Source organism: Christiangramia sp. LLG6405-1, assembly GCF_045055805.1.
In the GTDB taxonomy this organism is placed as follows: Bacteria; Bacteroidota; Bacteroidia; order Flavobacteriales; family Flavobacteriaceae; genus Christiangramia.
Window position 1 is genome coordinate 2,819,126 of the sequence record NZ_CP159330.1, and the last position, 14,283, is coordinate 2,833,408.

Below are 14,283 nucleotides of genomic sequence, written 5' to 3' on the forward strand. Positions count from 1 at the left end.
TATCCCGAAAGTCACTCGATACTAGTCGAAATTCGGGCAGGTCTCCTGGCTTACGTACTACAATTTACCTTCCCGCCTAATGGCAGTGGTTTGAAGAATAATTGCAGCCACCCAAACGGGCTAAGCTTACAGTTGCGGGAACAGCTCAGGCTATTGATAAAATCTCTCCTGATTCCCTTTTAATTAACGCAGAAATAAATCGACGTCAAACCAAAATTTCGAGGCGAAAATAAACAATTAAGTTTGGTAAGTCTTTCAAAAATTTAAATAATCTTACTTTTGGTGACCAAATTACATTCGTGAAGCAGTTAAAATTCATTATCCTATTCATAGCATTCATTTCCTGTAAGGATAATTCATCCCAGCAGGAACCTGGAAACCAACGAGCTGAAACCATCTCCATGAAATATGCTCAGGGATTTAGCATTAAATCCTATGAAGGTTATAAAATTCTGGAAGTTGCAACTCCATGGCCCGGAGCTAAAGAACCCTTTAAATATCTACTCCACTCTGCTAATTCCACTATTCCTGATAGTATCGACTTTGATGAAAAACTGGAGATTCCTGTAAAAAATATTGTGGTAACCTCTACGACCCATATTCCAGCGCTCGAAGCCCTGGGCCTGGAAAATAAATTAAGTGGATTTCCCGGAACTCGTTATATATCTTCAGAAAAAACAAGAAAACTGGTCGATTCAGGCGAAGTGCATGAACTTGGTCAAAATGAGAACATTAATACAGAAATTCTTATCGATCTATCGCCAGATGTGGTTGTTGGATTCTCGATCGACGCTTCTAATAAAAGTCTTGAAAAAATAAAGAAAACCGGAATTCCAGTACTTTACAACGGTGACTGGACAGAAAAAACACCATTAGGAAAAGCTGAATGGATCAAGTTTTTTGGTGTGCTGTTTGACAAAAACGAGGAGGCTGAAAAAATATTCGATGATATTGAAACCTCCTACCTTAAAGCAAAAGAATTAGCTTCTCTATCTAAAACTAAACCAGTAGTGATAGCCGGTTCCATGTATAACGACAAGTGGTATGTTCCCTATGGTAATAGCTGGCAGGCGCAATTTATTAAAGATGCTAATGCGAGTTATCTATATGCTGATACTGAAGGAGAAGGCAGTTTGGCGCTTTCATTCGAAAGTGTACTTGACAAAGCTGGTAATGCCGATACCTGGATAAGTTCCGGCCAGTTTGAGAGCTATGCTCAACTTACTGAGAACTCGGTTCACTACGATAAATTCAAAGCAGTTAAGGATAAAGAGGTTTATACCGTGAGCTTATCAAAAGGCGCTACTGGCGGAGTTCTTTTTTATGAACTTGGTCCACAACGCCCAGATCTAATCTTAAAAGACCTAATCACAATCTTTCATCCTGATCTTCTTCAGGATCATGAGAATGTATTTTTCAAACCTCTCAACTAATGTGGAGCAGGAAAAAGTATACTTTAACCATAGTCTTCCTGGGAGTTGCCCTTCTATGCTGCCTGCTACTCAATATTAGCCTGGGATCAGTAAGCATACCTTTTTCTGAAGTCATTGCCTCTCTTACTGGTTTTGCAGTAGAAAAAGAAACCTGGAGATATATAATTCTGGAATTCAGATTACCGAAGGCAATCACAGCGATCATTACAGGATCTGGCCTGGCAGTTAGTGGTTTGCTTATGCAAACGTTATTCAGAAATCCGCTCGCCGGACCCTATGTTCTGGGTCTAAGCAGTGGTGCCAGCCTGGGAGTTGCCATTGTATTTATGGGATCTGCACTATTTGGTGCTGGTTTTGCCGTAATATTATTATCAAAATGGAGTCTCGTCATAGCATCGAGTTTAGGTAGTTTACTGGTGCTACTGGCTGTTATCGTTGCGTCATTAAGACTTAGAGACACTATGGCGATATTGATCATTGGCCTTATGTTTGCCAGTTTCACTGCTGCTATTGTTAGTGTGCTGGCTTATTTTAGCCCGGCTGCAGATCTACAGCAATATATATTCTGGTCTTACGGAAGCCTGGGAAACCTGAGTTGGGAAGAAGTAAGTATCCTGACTATTTTCTGGAGCGTAGGCATCCTAATCACTCTTGCTTCTATCAAAAATCTCAATTCCTTGCTTCTTGGTGAACAGTACGCAAAAAGTATGGGAACCAATATTAAAAGAAATAGATTTCTGGTAATTTTGGCAACCAGCCTGCTCGCTGGCAGTATTACCGCATTCGCTGGTCCAATTGCATTCATAGGGCTGGCGGTACCGCATTTAATAAGACAGATCATCCCTTCTGCAAACCATATTATTTTGTTCCCGGCGATAATTTTTGGTGGAGCTATCTTAATGTTATTATGTGATATAGTCTCTCAACTGCCCGGCAGTGAATTTAGTTTACCAATAAATGCTATTACATCGCTTATTGGAGCCCCCGTAGTTATCTGGCTTCTTATAAGAAAACGTAGATTTAATTTCTAATGGAGAACAAAAGCTCAAATAGCATTTTAAAAACTAGCGGACTCTCCATAGGTTATTCTGAAAGATCTACATCGAAGATCATTGCTGAGAATATTGATTTTGAGATCGATGAAAACGAACTTACTGCAGTTATAGGAGTAAATGGCGCTGGGAAATCCACTTTACTTAAAACATTAAGTAGGTCACTTGAACCTCTTAAGGGTGAAGTCATTGTAAACAACAAAAACATAAGCAATATCAGCTCAGAAGAGCTTTCAAAACAGCTTAGCCTTGTACTTACTGAACAACATGTTTCAAGAAATTTAAGCGCCCAGGAATTGATCGCTCTGGGTCGGCAACCATACACGAACTGGATCGGAAAACTGGATCGGGAGGATAAAGAAGCCGTACAAAATGCGATAGAGCTTGTTAACATTAAAGAACTCGCAAATAGAAAATGCTACGAACTTAGCGACGGACAGTTTCAGAAGGTCTTAATAGCCAGAGCAATTGCACAGGACACTTCTTTGATCATCCTGGATGAACCTACCACTCATCTTGACATTTACCATAAAGCGTTTATGCTGAAATTACTGAAACAACTTACAGAAAAGACTGGTAAGGCGATCATCTTCGCCACTCATGAGATCAACCTGGCCATACAACTTTGTGATAAGCTAATCATTTTGAAAGATGGTAAATCATTTACTGGTACACCGAAGGAATTGATGGCATCTGGTGTTTTCGATTCTTTATTTCCTTCCGAACTTATTACCTTCGACAGGCAATCGGCCAGCTTCAGAATAAGCAGCTAAATCTGATCTAACGCCCAGAAGAATTTCCGAATTAATTATATTTAGCAAAACCACGATTTATGACTGAACCGGTCTACCTGATATTTCTTTGTTTATTCATTTTCGCCCTAGGTTTCGCGCTTGCATACTTATTGAAAGATTCAAAATCAAAAGAGGTTTTAAAAAATTCCGACTATCAAATTGACCAACTTAAACTTCAGATAGATAGCGATAAGAAATTTTATATCAATCAGTTAGAAGATAATAAAACGAACATATCACAGCTTAAAATTGAAAGCACGGAGATGCTTCAGAAAAAAGAAGAGCAATTGGAAACTCTTAGAAATGAACGTGGAAAAATTCAGATTCTACTAACCCAGAAAGAAGCCGAAAATGAGCACTTATTAGAGAGAAGTAAGACCCTGAACCTGGAAATTGAGAAACTGCACGAAAAATTTAACGAGCAATTTGAAAATCTGGCCAATCGCATCTTCGAACAAAAATCTGAAAAGTTCACGGATCTAAATCAGAAGAATATTTCTGCAATTTTGAATCCGCTTGATAAAAAATTAAAAGAATTTGAAGATAAAATTAATGATAGCAACCTGGCTTCAGTAAAAAGACATGCAGAACTGGGAGAAAACTTACGGTTTCTGAATGAGCAAAATATCAAAATTAGCGAAGAAGCGAACAATCTCACCAAGGCTTTAAAAGGGAACACCAAAATGCAGGGAAACTGGGGCGAAATGATCCTGGAACGTGTTCTGGAAAAAAGCGGACTTACCAAAGGCAATGAGTATGACGTGCAGCAAAGTTTTACCACACAGGAAGGAAAACGGGTAATCCCAGATGTAGTAATCAATTTGCCGGGCGATAAAAAGATGATCGTGGACTCTAAAGTTTCACTTAATGCCTATGAAAGATATGTAAATGCCGAAGATCTCACTGAGCAGTCTGCTCATCTTAAAGATCATTTGTTGGCCTTAAAACAGCGTGTTCAGGAATTAAGTAAGAAAAATTACCAGATGCTTCATCAGGAAGCAAGTCCGGATTTTGTACTACTATTCATCCCCATTGAAGCGGCATTTGCGGTTGCCAGTAACGAAAATCCTAATCTTTATAATGAAGCCTTTGAGCAAAACATCATATTGGTAACTCCTACCACCCTGCTTGCGGTACTAAGAACGATTGAAAGTATGTGGCAGAATGAAAAGCAAAAGCAAAATGCGATAGAGATCGCAAACCAGGCTGGTGCTTTGTATGATTCATTTACAAATCTTACTATAGAACTGGAAAAAGTAGGCAGACAGATTGGTACAGTTCAGAATTCGTATGACGGAGCCATGAAAAAACTAACTGGAAAAGGGAATCTTATTAGAAAAGTGGAGCGTTTGAAAAAACTTGGAGCTAAAGCCTCAAAACAGATCGACCCTAAACTAATTCGAGACTCAAATTCAGAAACTTTGAACGAGAATTAAATATCTTGCAGCCATGAAATTCTGGATCAGTTCAATTTTATTCATCTTTTTATGCACCAGCCAGGCGCAGGAGATCTATTTCCCTGCAGATACACTCTGGGAATCAAAGTCACCTGAAACTTTTGATCTCAACCTGGATGCAGCAATCGACTTTGCTAAAAAAAATGAATATTCCGAATCCAGAGACCTTGAACAGGCCATTTTGAAAGGTTTTGAACGAGAACCTTTTCACAAGATCATGGGACCCGTAAAGCGCCGTGGAGGTCCGGCAGGGATGATACTGAAGAACGGCTATAAAATAGCCGAATGGGGTGATGTTCAAAGAGTGGATATGACCTTTAGTGTTACCAAAAGCTTTCTTTCTACTACTGCATTAATTGCTTTACAGGAAAATATCATCCATAACTTTAATGATACCGTATCAGGATATGTTTGGGATAGTACATTTGATGGTCCACACAACTCTCAAATTACATGGAAACACTTACTTCAGCAAAATTCTGACTGGAGTGGTGAGTTATGGGATAGCCATGACTGGGCAGATAGACCTTCGGCAAGTGGAAATATTGATAGCTGGAGATCCCGCAAATTAAATGAACCGGGAACATTTTTTAAATACAATGATGTGCGAGTAAATGTACTCGCCTATAGCCTACTGCATGTCTTCAGAAAGCCTTTACCTACCATTTTAAAAGAAAATATCATGGATCCCATTGGTGCATCGCATTCCTGGCGTTGGTTTGGTTATGACAATTCCTGGACAACCATCGATGGCTATAAAATGTAATCTGTAAGCGGCGGTGGTCATTCCGGTGGTGGCATGTTTATTAATACCGAAGATATGGCCAGGTTCGGATTACTATTTATGAATAATGGGGGGTGGAACGATAAAAAACTTCTTGAAAAGGATCTAATAAAGGAGGCTGTGATACCTTCTACTTCCAACACTAATTATGGTTATATGTGGTGGCTGAACGCTGAAGGAGACCGACATATGGAAGGTTTAGATAAAGATCTTTTTTACGCAGCGGGATTTGGAGGGAATTTTATCATCATTGACCAAAAACAAAAATTAGTAATCGTGACCCGATGGCTTGAACCTTCCAAACTGGAAGAATTCCTCAACCTGATCTATAAAAATCAATAACATGAAGAAAACATTAATATATATACTAGGTGGTATATTCTTACTCTGGCTGCTTTATTATGCATTTGTCTATTTTGTGCCTTATAGTGAAGGAACCAGAAGCGGTGAGCTCATTAAATTCAGCCGTAAAGGAGTGATCACAAAAACCTGGGAAGGTGAAATAAGCCAGGGAATAAGCGGTGCCCAGATATTTAGTTTTTCTGTTCTCGATAAAAATGACGAAGTGATCAAAGGCCTTCAGGAGTATGAAGGGAATTACGTGAAACTTACCTATGTAGAACGCTATTCAACCTTCTTCTTCTGGGGAGACAGCAAATATTTTATTACTGAAGTAGAACAATCTCAAAGCCCACATTTTAGAAGATAATATGCAGCAAAATTACAAAAGCGTTGAAGCAAGCCAGGTCGTTATTTCAGAATTGATGCTGCCCTCCCACTCCAATTTCAACGGTAAGATACATGGTGGCTATATATTATCCCTCCTTGATCAAATCGCCTTCGCATGCGCTTCCAAACATTCCAGGGCCTATTGCGTGACTGCAAGTGTGGATACTGTTGATTTTCTAAAGCCCATAGAGATCGGCGAACTGGTAACGATGAAAGCTTCGGTGAATTATGTAGGTAGAAGCTCTATGGTCATAGGGATTCGTGTGGAATCTGAAAATATTCAAACAGGTGATATCAAACATTGCAATAGTTCTTATTTTACAATGGTTGCAAAGGATAAAGATGGGAATTCCATTGAAGTTCCAGGTTTAGTCCTGAAAACTGATGATGAAATTCGGCGTTTTGCTAAAAGTATCAAACGTAAAAAAATGAAGGATTTCAGAGTTAAGGAATTTCACGAAACCGATTTTGCTTCTGAAAAATATTTGCATATCCTGGAAGATCACAAGGCTAAAATTGAGATGCATTCGTGAGATCGAACTGGTTTATCATAGCGATATTTGTTGCGATCGCGATAGCATACTTTCTTCCGCAGGGTCCAGAAGTTCTACCTTTAAAAACTATTACCGACATAGGAATTGGACTTATATTCTTTTTCTACGGACTCAAATTATCGCCGGCAGAGTTTAAGCAGGGTTTGATGAATTATAAGATTCATATCATTATCCATTTCACCACTTTTGTCATTTTTCCTCTATTATGCATCGCGTGTCTGCCGCTATTCGAAAAGGGTCTGCAATCTGAATCCTGGATTGCGCTGTTCTTTCTGGGAACCTTACCTTCAACGGTCTCATCATCTGTAGTAATGGTCGCGCTGGCGAAAGGAAATCTGCCTGCGGCTATATTCAATGCCAGTTTATCCGGGCTTATCGGCATATTCGCAACGCCATTATGGTTGGGACTGGTACTGGAAAGCTCAACAGATTTTAACTTTTTGAGCGTATTGCAAAAATTGATGTTGCAAATCGTAGCACCTTTACTAATTGGATTATTTCTTCAAAAGTTTCTAGGAAACTGGGCCAGAAAACATGGCAAGAAACTTAGTAATTTTGACAAGGCTACGATCATACTTATCATTTATACAAGTTTCAGCAATTCATTTTCCTCAAATATTTTTGCTGATATTAGCTGGAGTGAGATCTTAAAAATGGCAGGAATCGTTATCGTTCTATTCTTCCTGGTTTATTACGGCACATTGTTCGCGAGTAAGGCGTTAAAATTGAACACTAGCGATACCATTACTGCTCAATTCTGCGGAACAAAAAAATCATTAGTTCATGGCTCAGTAATGGTTCGGGTGATCTTCGGAAGTACCGCAAATTCCGGTTTGATACTACTTCCCATCATGCTATATCATTCCACTCAACTTATTTTGATCGCATGGTTTGCTGAAAAATATAGAAGCAGAAAATCAGATCTTCAATAATTGTCCTATTTTTATGCTGAATTATGAAAAGCACTACCTACATTTTCCTTTCTCTCGGCATTTTTTTATTTGCCTGTAAATCTGAAGTACCCGAAAAAGTTGAAGAAGCTTCAGTAGAAAAACAGGAAATTGCGGCTCCAAAGACCGAAAGTATTCAGAAGATAGAATGCTATACTTACCTTGAGAATAAGGATACGATCTATATGGCTTTAAGGATCAAGGATGATTCTATTGTAGAAGGCGATCTTTCTTATTCACTGTTCGAAAAAGACCAGAACAAAGGTAGTATTAGAGGAAAAATTTCCAATGATTCTCTTTTTGCCAGCTATCAATTTTCTTCAGAAGGAAAAGATTCAGAAAGAGAAATATTCTTTTTGAAAAGCCCTGAGGGCTTCGTTGAAGGCTTCACAGAAACTGAAGAATCTAATGGAAAAACCATCTTCAGAAACAAAGATTTCAAGTTGAATGATCGCTACACCTTACAGCGTACAGATTGCCGATAATCAGTTATTTAGATAGACAGCTATTTCAGCAATATTTATCGTAAAAAAGATCCATCCCAGGATTAGGAACAAACCACCCAGAGGAGTGACCGGGCCAAGTATTTTTAGCTTTTTATTGATCGAACTACTATAGGTAAGACCATAAATACTGAAGGAAAATAGCAAGATCCCGATCATAAAAAACCAGGCGGTGAGCTGCTGTCCAGTTTGAGTAAAAGGAAACACAACTCCGGTAACGATCAATATGATTGCATGATACATTTGATATTTTACACCGGTTTCAAAACTCTTTAATTGATCATCATTAAAGGTTTTTTTCAGGGCATGAGCTCCAAAGGCTCCCAAGATTACAGCGAGCGCCCCCATTATTCCGCCAAAGATTAAAACGAATTCTTTCATTTTCGACTATTAAAAAAGGCCATTCTGAACATATAATTCAGAATGACCTATTATTTTTAGGATATCAATTACTTACTTAAGTACATTTTTCTTCTGGAATATAGATCGTAGAACTCATCGTCCTTCAAACTATCAATGAACAAGATACTTTCTCCGGTGCTCTTCATTTCAGGTCCAAGCTGTTTATTCACATTGTAGAATTTATTGAATGAGAAAACTGGCTGCTTGATTGCGTAACCTTCCAGCTGAGGATTGAAGTTGAAGTCTTTTACCTTCTTTTCACCAAGCATCACTTTGGTCGCATAATTTACGTAAGGCTCTTTGTAAGCCTTCGCGATGAACGGCACTGTTCTCGAAGCTCTAGGATTCGCTTCGATAATAAATACCTTATCATCCTTGATCGCAAATTGAATGTTGATTAGCCCAACTGTATTTAGCGCCAGAGCGATCTTGCGAGTGTGATCCTTGATTTGCTGCATTACAAGGTCTCCAAGGTTGAAAGGCGGCAACAAGGCATGAGAATCACCAGAATGTATTCCACACGGCTCGATATGCTCCATGATCCCTATAATGTACACATCCTCTCCATCACAGATAGCATCTGCTTCAGCCTCAATCGCTCCATCAAGGTAATGATCCAGTAATAATTTATTGTTAGGGATTTTTCTAAGAAGGTCTACTACATGAGCTTCCAATTCATCCTTATTGATCACAATTTTCATTCCCTGACCTCCAAGCACATAAGATGGTCTTACTAGGATAGGGAAATCAAGTTCTTCAGCAAGTTTAAGGGCTTCGTCTGCATTTTCTGCAGTTCCAAAGTCTGGATAAGGAATATCATTCTTTTGTAGTAAAGTTGAAAAACTTCCTCTGTCTTCAGCTAAATCCAGGGCCTCATAACTGGTTCCCATGATCTTGATTCCGTAGCGATCAAGTTTTTCAGCCAGTTTAAGAGCAGTTTGACCTCCAAGTTGTACTATAACTCCTTCAGGTTTTTCATGTTGAATAATGTCATAAATATGCTCCCAGAACACAGGTTCGAAATACAACTTATCTGCCGTATCAAAATCTGTAGATACGGTCTCAGGATTACAATTGATCATGATCGTCTCGTAACCACATTCTGCAGCAGCAAGTACCCCGTGAACACAGCTGTAATCAAACTCTATCCCCTGCCCTATTCTATTGGGACCGGAACCAAGCACTATGATCTTTTTCTTATCTGAAACTTTGCTTTCATTATCTGTATAATGCTTGCCATCTTTGGAACGAATTCCTTCCTCGAATGTGGAATAATAATACGGAGTCAAAGCCTCAAATTCCGCAGCACAGGTATCTACAAGTTTATAAACCCTATTAATCTGTAATTCTTCTCTCTTTTTATAAACTTCACTTTCTAGACAGTCAAGCATGTGTGCAATTTGTCTATCTGCAAAACCTTTTTGTTTGGCTTCTAGCAGAAGATCTTTAGGAAGGTTTTCTTTATCATACTTAGTAATCTCCACTTCAAGAGCATGAAGATCTTCATATTGTTTTAGGAACCACATATCGATCTTGGTGATCTCGTGTATCCTACTAAGAGGAATACCCATTTGTATGGCATCGTAGATCACAAAGACACGATCCCAGCTCGGGTTAGTTAATTTATCTATGATCTGGTCATAATCCTTATAACCTTTCCCATCTGCACCCAATCCATTACGCTTAATCTCAAGAGATTGTGTAGCTTTATGAAGAGCTTCCTGGAACGAACGCCCAATTCCCATCACTTCCCCTACAGATTTCATCTGAAGACCTAAGGTGCGGTCTGATCCTTCGAACTTATCAAAGTTCCAGCGAGGGATCTTAACGATCACATAATCAAGTGAAGGTTCGAATAATGCTGAAGTTGATTTAGTAATCTGGTTTTCAAGTTCATCCAAATTGTAACCTAAAGCCAGTTTTGTCGCCACCTTTGCAATAGGATATCCTGTCGCTTTAGAAGCTAAAGCTGAAGATCTCGATACCCGCGGATTGATCTCAATTGCTACGATATCCTCCTTTTCATCAGGACTTACCGCAAATTGCACGTTACAACCTCCGGCAAAATCACCAATACTACGCATCATTTTAATCGCAAGATCACGCATTCTTTGATACGTCTTATCGCTAAGCGTCATCGCAGGAGCAACTGTAATCGAATCTCCGGTATGGATTCCCATTGGATCCATATTTTCAATGGCACAAATAATTACTACGTTATCATTTCTATCGCGCAGTAGTTCCAGTTCATATTCTTTCCAGCCTAACAAAGCTTTATCGATCAACACCTCATGAATTGGAGAAGCTTCAAGACCTCTGGAAAGCATCTCATCAAAATCCTCAGCCCGGTGCACAAAACTCGCTCCACCACCACCAAGGGTAAATGACGCTCTTATGACTAGCGGAAATCCAAATTCCTGGGCAACTTCTTTACCTTGTAAATAAGAGGTCACCGTTTTGGCTGGAGCAACTGGCACTCCAAGTCTTCCCATTAGCTGCTTGAACTGCTCACGATCTTCACAAATATTGATCGCATCGATATCAACCCCAATAAGCTTTACATTAAAATCATTCCAAATACCTTTTTCATCTGCTTCAATACATAAATTCAGTGCAGTCTGGCCACCCATAGTTGGTAGAACAGCATCGATCTCAGGATGATCTTTCAGAATTTCAATAATGGATTTTGTCGTAAGTGGTTTTAGATATACATGATCGGCCATGGAAGGGTCGGTCATGATCGTCGCAGGATTGGAATTAATAAGTATGGTTTTAATCCCGTCCTCTCGTAGAGATCTAAGAGATTGAGTACCTGAGTAATCGAACTCACAGGCCTGGCCAATGATAATTGGACCAGATCCAATGATTAAAACGCACTTGATGTTGTTGTTTTTAGGCATGATTAAGATTTGATCGTGTTGTTAGTTGTGTACTATAAAATTAAGAAGCGTCTGGGTATAAAAAAAGGCGTTACTCAAAAAGTAACACCTTTAATATTTCAATTAATGATAATCATTAATGCTTATGTCTGTTTTCAGAAGATACAGATAGTTTCTTTCTTCCTTTTGCTCTTCTTCTAGCAAGGACTTTTCTACCGTTGGCACTTGCCATACGCTCCCTAAAGCCGTGCTTATTTTTTCTTTTTCTTTTGGATGGTTGAAACGTTCTTTTCATTGTGAATATCTTTTATCTTCTAAATTCGTTTATCTGTCTTAAAAACTGCGTGCAAATATACAAAGCTTTTTATGTACTGCAAATACTAAACATAAAAAATTTTAATAGTTTTTACTACCTTTGCCGCCGGAAAACAAATTTATCTATGTTCAATAAGAATATCAAACTATTTATCGCAGGATTACTTATCGCCGTTGCTGTATGGCAATTTATTGAAGGGGAAATTGGAAATGGAATTGCTCTAATTCTACTTTCCGGAATCTTTATCTTCCTGTATTTTAAGAATGAAATGATACTTCTGGCTTTTCTTAGACTTAGAAAACAAGATTTTCCAGGCGCAAAAAGATGGCTTGATAAGATCAAAGATCCCGAAAAGGCACTAGTACCTAAACAACAGGGATATTACTGGTACCTACATGGTCTCATGGTTTCTCAAACCAATATGACCCAGGCTGAAAAATTCTTCAAGCGTGCCATCAAACTTGGACTTTCAATGGATCATGATCTTGCCATGGCAAAATTAAACCTTGCTGGAATCGCCATGACTAAAAGAAGAAAGAGAGAAGCGACTACACTACTAAGTGAAGCTAAGAAACTGGACAAACATGGAATGCTAAACGACCAAATTCGAATGATGAAAGAGCAAATGAAAAAGATTTAAGGTCTTTAATTATAGATCGTCTTTCATTCAACAAATAAATCTGTACTTAAACGAGTTTTTCTCTGTAACTTATCTTTATGTCATAATTTTAAGAATTAAGCTTCTTAAGATAGATCATGAAGATCCAGTTATTTGTTCTAGCATTTGTACTATTTTCAACCGAATTCTTCGGTCAGGAAAATTTGGATGACAGGTATTACTTTACTGAAGCTCTTTACGAAAATCTTTCTGACTATAACAAAAAAGCAGATGCCGCTTTTAGAGCTAAGGACTTTGAGAAAGGCCGGGAACTTTTTAAGGAGTTTACTTCAGAGCAACTAGCAGGTTCTTATATGAACAATTTCAAGTTCAAAGATCTTCGGAAACGAGATGTAGAGCTTTACGATTTTGATAAACCAACCTTCCTCATTACTTATGCCAGTTGGTGTATTCCCGCTAAAGGAGAGATTCCTGCAATTAATGAATTAGCGAAGGAATATGCTGATAAAGTCGATTTTATAATATTATTTTGGGATAACCGAAAAACTGTAAAAAAGCTTTCAGATCAATTTAACTCTGAAATTTCGGTAGTTTATGTAGATGAATCCGAAAATAATGGTGGTTATGTTGTAAAACAGTTGAAACATTCACTTGGACTTCCAACCTGTTTTTTACTTTCAGAAGACAAAAGGATTACTTCAATTCGAAGAAGTATATTCTCAGGACCAGCAACCGATCTCGAAACAGCCTATCAAAAAAACTATATCGCACTGGAAACCTCAATTACAAAAAATCTAGTTCCCGAGTACGATGAAGTTTATGCTGATAATGTTATTGTAGATTAATCCAGTTTTGGATACTGACCTTTTTCAGGGATCTCTATATAGTAGGTCTTTCTTGAAGAGTTATTAAGAAAATCATCCCTTAACCAGGGGTTATGAATCTTCAAAGTTTTATAATTGATTCCGAATTCTCTCGCAAAATCTGGGAAATTCGCTACAGCAGTGTCTACTTTCACTTTATTCAGTTGAATTGGGGCATAAAGATCTTCTTCTTCGTAATCGAACCCATATTTATCCGGATTGTTCATGATCTCTTTTAAGGCAAGAATCCTAAATACATATCTACCAGTCTCTTCTCCTAGTAATAATTCGTAGTATTCATCAACCTTCTGTCTATCTAATTGCTTATCTACACCATACTGCCCGGCATTATATGAAGCCGCAGCCAATGTCCACGAACCAAAACGTGCCTTTGCTTTCTTCAGGTAATCTGCAGCTACACGTGTGGATTTCTCAATATTGTAGCGCTCATCAACATTCGAATTGATCTCCAAACCATACTCCTTCCCTGTACCTTCAAGGATTTGCCAGAAACCGACTGCCTTAGCAGGTGATACAGCCTGAGTCAAACCACTTTCTATTACTGCAAGATACTTGAAGTCCTCAGGAATGCCTTCTTCTTCTAAAACAGGCTCTATGATCGGGAAGAACTTATTAGCTCGCTTTATAAGTAGTAAAGCATTCGACTGCCAATAAGTATTTACCAGAAGCTCTCTATCCATTCTTTCATAAACATCAGGATCTTCTAAGGGAACAGGCTCTCCTGCAAAATCCAGATTTGTTGGCACAGGCAACGCCTTGATTCGGTAGTTAGTTGCAACACTACGATCCTTGATCGTATCAACCAATGTGCTACCAGATTCACCTAAATTTAATTCCCCATCCTGAACATATGCATTAATACTTACTCCAAGGACTGTTAGAATCCCTACAAAGATCAATGCGCTTTTCAATAAATTCATATGTTTT

General features: G+C 38.5%; 16 protein-coding genes and 1 riboswitch. Of the genes, 12 read left to right on the top strand and 4 right to left on the bottom strand.

The genetic code is table 11. The features are described 5' to 3' along the window. Positions 1-17: 17 nt before the first annotated feature. Positions 18-230: riboswitch (cobalamin riboswitch) on the bottom strand. Between the two features lie 69 nt (positions 231-299). Genes ABVM50_RS12965 through ABVM50_RS13010 form a run of 10 tightly spaced genes read left to right on the top strand, consistent with a single transcriptional unit; the run spans position 300 to position 8,238 of the window. Beyond that, a complete protein-coding gene (locus ABVM50_RS12965) occupies positions 300-1,433 on the top strand; it encodes an ABC transporter substrate-binding protein (RefSeq protein ID WP_405198948.1) in 1,134 nt (377 codons plus the stop codon). Beyond that, positions 1,433-2,464, top strand: a complete 1,032-nt coding sequence (locus ABVM50_RS12970; RefSeq protein WP_405198949.1) for an iron chelate uptake ABC transporter family permease subunit — start codon at positions 1,433-1,435, stop codon at positions 2,462-2,464. The genes ABVM50_RS12965 and ABVM50_RS12970 overlap by 1 nt, the downstream gene beginning before the upstream one ends. Beyond that, positions 2,464-3,258 carry an ABC transporter ATP-binding protein gene (locus ABVM50_RS12975; RefSeq protein ID WP_405198950.1) on the top strand — a complete coding sequence of 265 codons (795 nt, stop codon included), beginning with the start codon at positions 2,464-2,466 and terminating at the stop codon, positions 3,256-3,258. The genes ABVM50_RS12970 and ABVM50_RS12975 overlap by 1 nt, the downstream gene beginning before the upstream one ends. Positions 3,259-3,317: 59 nt before the next feature. After that, complete coding sequence (rmuC, locus tag ABVM50_RS12980; protein WP_405198951.1) at positions 3,318-4,715, top strand: DNA recombination protein RmuC; 1,398 nt, start codon at positions 3,318-3,320, stop codon at positions 4,713-4,715. Positions 4,716-4,728: 13 nt separating this feature from the next. Further along, positions 4,729-5,502: a serine hydrolase gene (locus tag ABVM50_RS12985; protein WP_405198952.1), complete on the top strand. Its 774-nt coding sequence runs from the start codon at positions 4,729-4,731 to the stop codon at positions 5,500-5,502. Between the two features lie 33 nt (positions 5,503-5,535). Next, the gene (locus ABVM50_RS12990; protein WP_405198953.1) at positions 5,536-5,862 is read left to right on the top strand and encodes a hypothetical protein; all 327 of its coding nucleotides are present in this window, start codon (positions 5,536-5,538) and stop codon (positions 5,860-5,862) included. Position 5,863: 1 nt separating this feature from the next. Beyond that, positions 5,864-6,229: a 6-phosphogluconate dehydrogenase gene (locus ABVM50_RS12995; RefSeq protein WP_141877904.1), complete on the top strand. Its 366-nt coding sequence runs from the start codon at positions 5,864-5,866 to the stop codon at positions 6,227-6,229. 1 nt (position 6,230) lies between these two features. Further along, a complete protein-coding gene (locus ABVM50_RS13000) occupies positions 6,231-6,782 on the top strand; it encodes an acyl-CoA thioesterase (RefSeq protein ID WP_405198954.1) in 552 nt (183 codons plus the stop codon). Continuing rightward, entirely contained in the window at positions 6,779-7,735 is a 957-nt protein-coding gene (locus ABVM50_RS13005) for a bile acid:sodium symporter family protein (protein ID WP_405198955.1), read from the top strand. Before ABVM50_RS13000 ends, ABVM50_RS13005 begins: the two co-directional genes overlap by 4 nt. Positions 7,736-7,758: 23 nt before the next feature. After that, the gene (locus ABVM50_RS13010) at positions 7,759-8,238 is read left to right on the top strand and encodes a hypothetical protein (RefSeq protein ID WP_405198956.1); all 480 of its coding nucleotides are present in this window, start codon (positions 7,759-7,761) and stop codon (positions 8,236-8,238) included. Here ABVM50_RS13010 and ABVM50_RS13015 read toward each other — a convergent pair whose 3' ends face one another. From ABVM50_RS13015 to rpmH, 3 genes are all read right to left on the bottom strand, one after another. After that, positions 8,239-8,637, bottom strand: coding sequence for a DUF423 domain-containing protein (locus ABVM50_RS13015; RefSeq protein ID WP_405198957.1), 399 nt, complete (start codon positions 8,635-8,637; stop codon positions 8,239-8,241). It abuts the gene before it with no gap. 68 nt (positions 8,638-8,705) lie between these two features. After that, entirely contained in the window at positions 8,706-11,558 is a 2,853-nt protein-coding gene (carB, locus tag ABVM50_RS13020; RefSeq protein WP_141877909.1) for a carbamoyl-phosphate synthase large subunit, read from the bottom strand. Positions 11,559-11,673: 115 nt separating this feature from the next. Further along, positions 11,674-11,832, bottom strand: coding sequence for a 50S ribosomal protein L34 (rpmH, locus tag ABVM50_RS13025; RefSeq protein ID WP_011708966.1), 159 nt, complete (start codon positions 11,830-11,832; stop codon positions 11,674-11,676). 145 nt (positions 11,833-11,977) lie between these two features. Here rpmH and ABVM50_RS13030 point away from each other — a divergent pair, with 145 nt between their 5' ends. Both ABVM50_RS13030 and ABVM50_RS13035 read left to right on the top strand, forming a co-directional pair. Beyond that, positions 11,978-12,493, top strand: a complete 516-nt coding sequence (locus ABVM50_RS13030) for a DUF2892 domain-containing protein (protein ID WP_322300464.1) — start codon at positions 11,978-11,980, stop codon at positions 12,491-12,493. Positions 12,494-12,609: 116 nt separating this feature from the next. Beyond that, positions 12,610-13,317: a TlpA family protein disulfide reductase gene (locus ABVM50_RS13035; protein ID WP_405198958.1), complete on the top strand. Its 708-nt coding sequence runs from the start codon at positions 12,610-12,612 to the stop codon at positions 13,315-13,317. On the opposite strand, the gene ABVM50_RS13040 is transcribed toward ABVM50_RS13035, so the two are convergent. Continuing rightward, positions 13,314-14,276, bottom strand: a complete 963-nt coding sequence (locus ABVM50_RS13040; protein WP_405198959.1) for a lytic transglycosylase domain-containing protein — start codon at positions 14,274-14,276, stop codon at positions 13,314-13,316. The genes ABVM50_RS13035 and ABVM50_RS13040 overlap by 4 nt on opposite strands. Positions 14,277-14,283: the final 7 nt, after the last annotated feature.

Bases quoted from the DNA above. Each gene is read 5' to 3' on its own strand.
- ABVM50_RS12985 (WP_405198952.1), top strand. From the start codon at position 4,729: ATGAAATTCTGGATCAGTTCAATTTTATTCATCTTTTTATGCACCAGC.
- rmuC (WP_405198951.1), top strand. From the start codon at position 3,318: ATGACTGAACCGGTCTACCTGATATTTCTTTGTTTATTCATTTTCGCC.
- ABVM50_RS13010 (WP_405198956.1), top strand. From the start codon at position 7,759: ATGAAAAGCACTACCTACATTTTCCTTTCTCTCGGCATTTTTTTATTT.
- ABVM50_RS13000 (WP_405198954.1), top strand. From the start codon at position 6,231: ATGCAGCAAAATTACAAAAGCGTTGAAGCAAGCCAGGTCGTTATTTCA.
- carB (WP_141877909.1), bottom strand. From the start codon at position 11,558: ATGCCTAAAAACAACAACATCAAGTGCGTTTTAATCATTGGATCTGGT.
- ABVM50_RS12970 (WP_405198949.1), top strand. From the start codon at position 1,433: ATGTGGAGCAGGAAAAAGTATACTTTAACCATAGTCTTCCTGGGAGTT.
- ABVM50_RS13035 (WP_405198958.1), top strand. From the start codon at position 12,610: ATGAAGATCCAGTTATTTGTTCTAGCATTTGTACTATTTTCAACCGAA.
- ABVM50_RS13015 (WP_405198957.1), bottom strand. From the start codon at position 8,637: ATGAAAGAATTCGTTTTAATCTTTGGCGGAATAATGGGGGCGCTCGCT.
- ABVM50_RS13040 (WP_405198959.1), bottom strand. From the start codon at position 14,276: ATGAATTTATTGAAAAGCGCATTGATCTTTGTAGGGATTCTAACAGTC.
- ABVM50_RS12995 (WP_141877904.1), top strand. From the start codon at position 5,864: ATGAAGAAAACATTAATATATATACTAGGTGGTATATTCTTACTCTGG.
- ABVM50_RS13030 (WP_322300464.1), top strand. From the start codon at position 11,978: ATGTTCAATAAGAATATCAAACTATTTATCGCAGGATTACTTATCGCC.
- ABVM50_RS12975 (WP_405198950.1), top strand. From the start codon at position 2,464: ATGGAGAACAAAAGCTCAAATAGCATTTTAAAAACTAGCGGACTCTCC.
- rpmH (WP_011708966.1), bottom strand. From the start codon at position 11,832: ATGAAAAGAACGTTTCAACCATCCAAAAGAAAAAGAAAAAATAAGCAC.
- ABVM50_RS12990 (WP_405198953.1), top strand. From the start codon at position 5,536: ATGTTTATTAATACCGAAGATATGGCCAGGTTCGGATTACTATTTATG.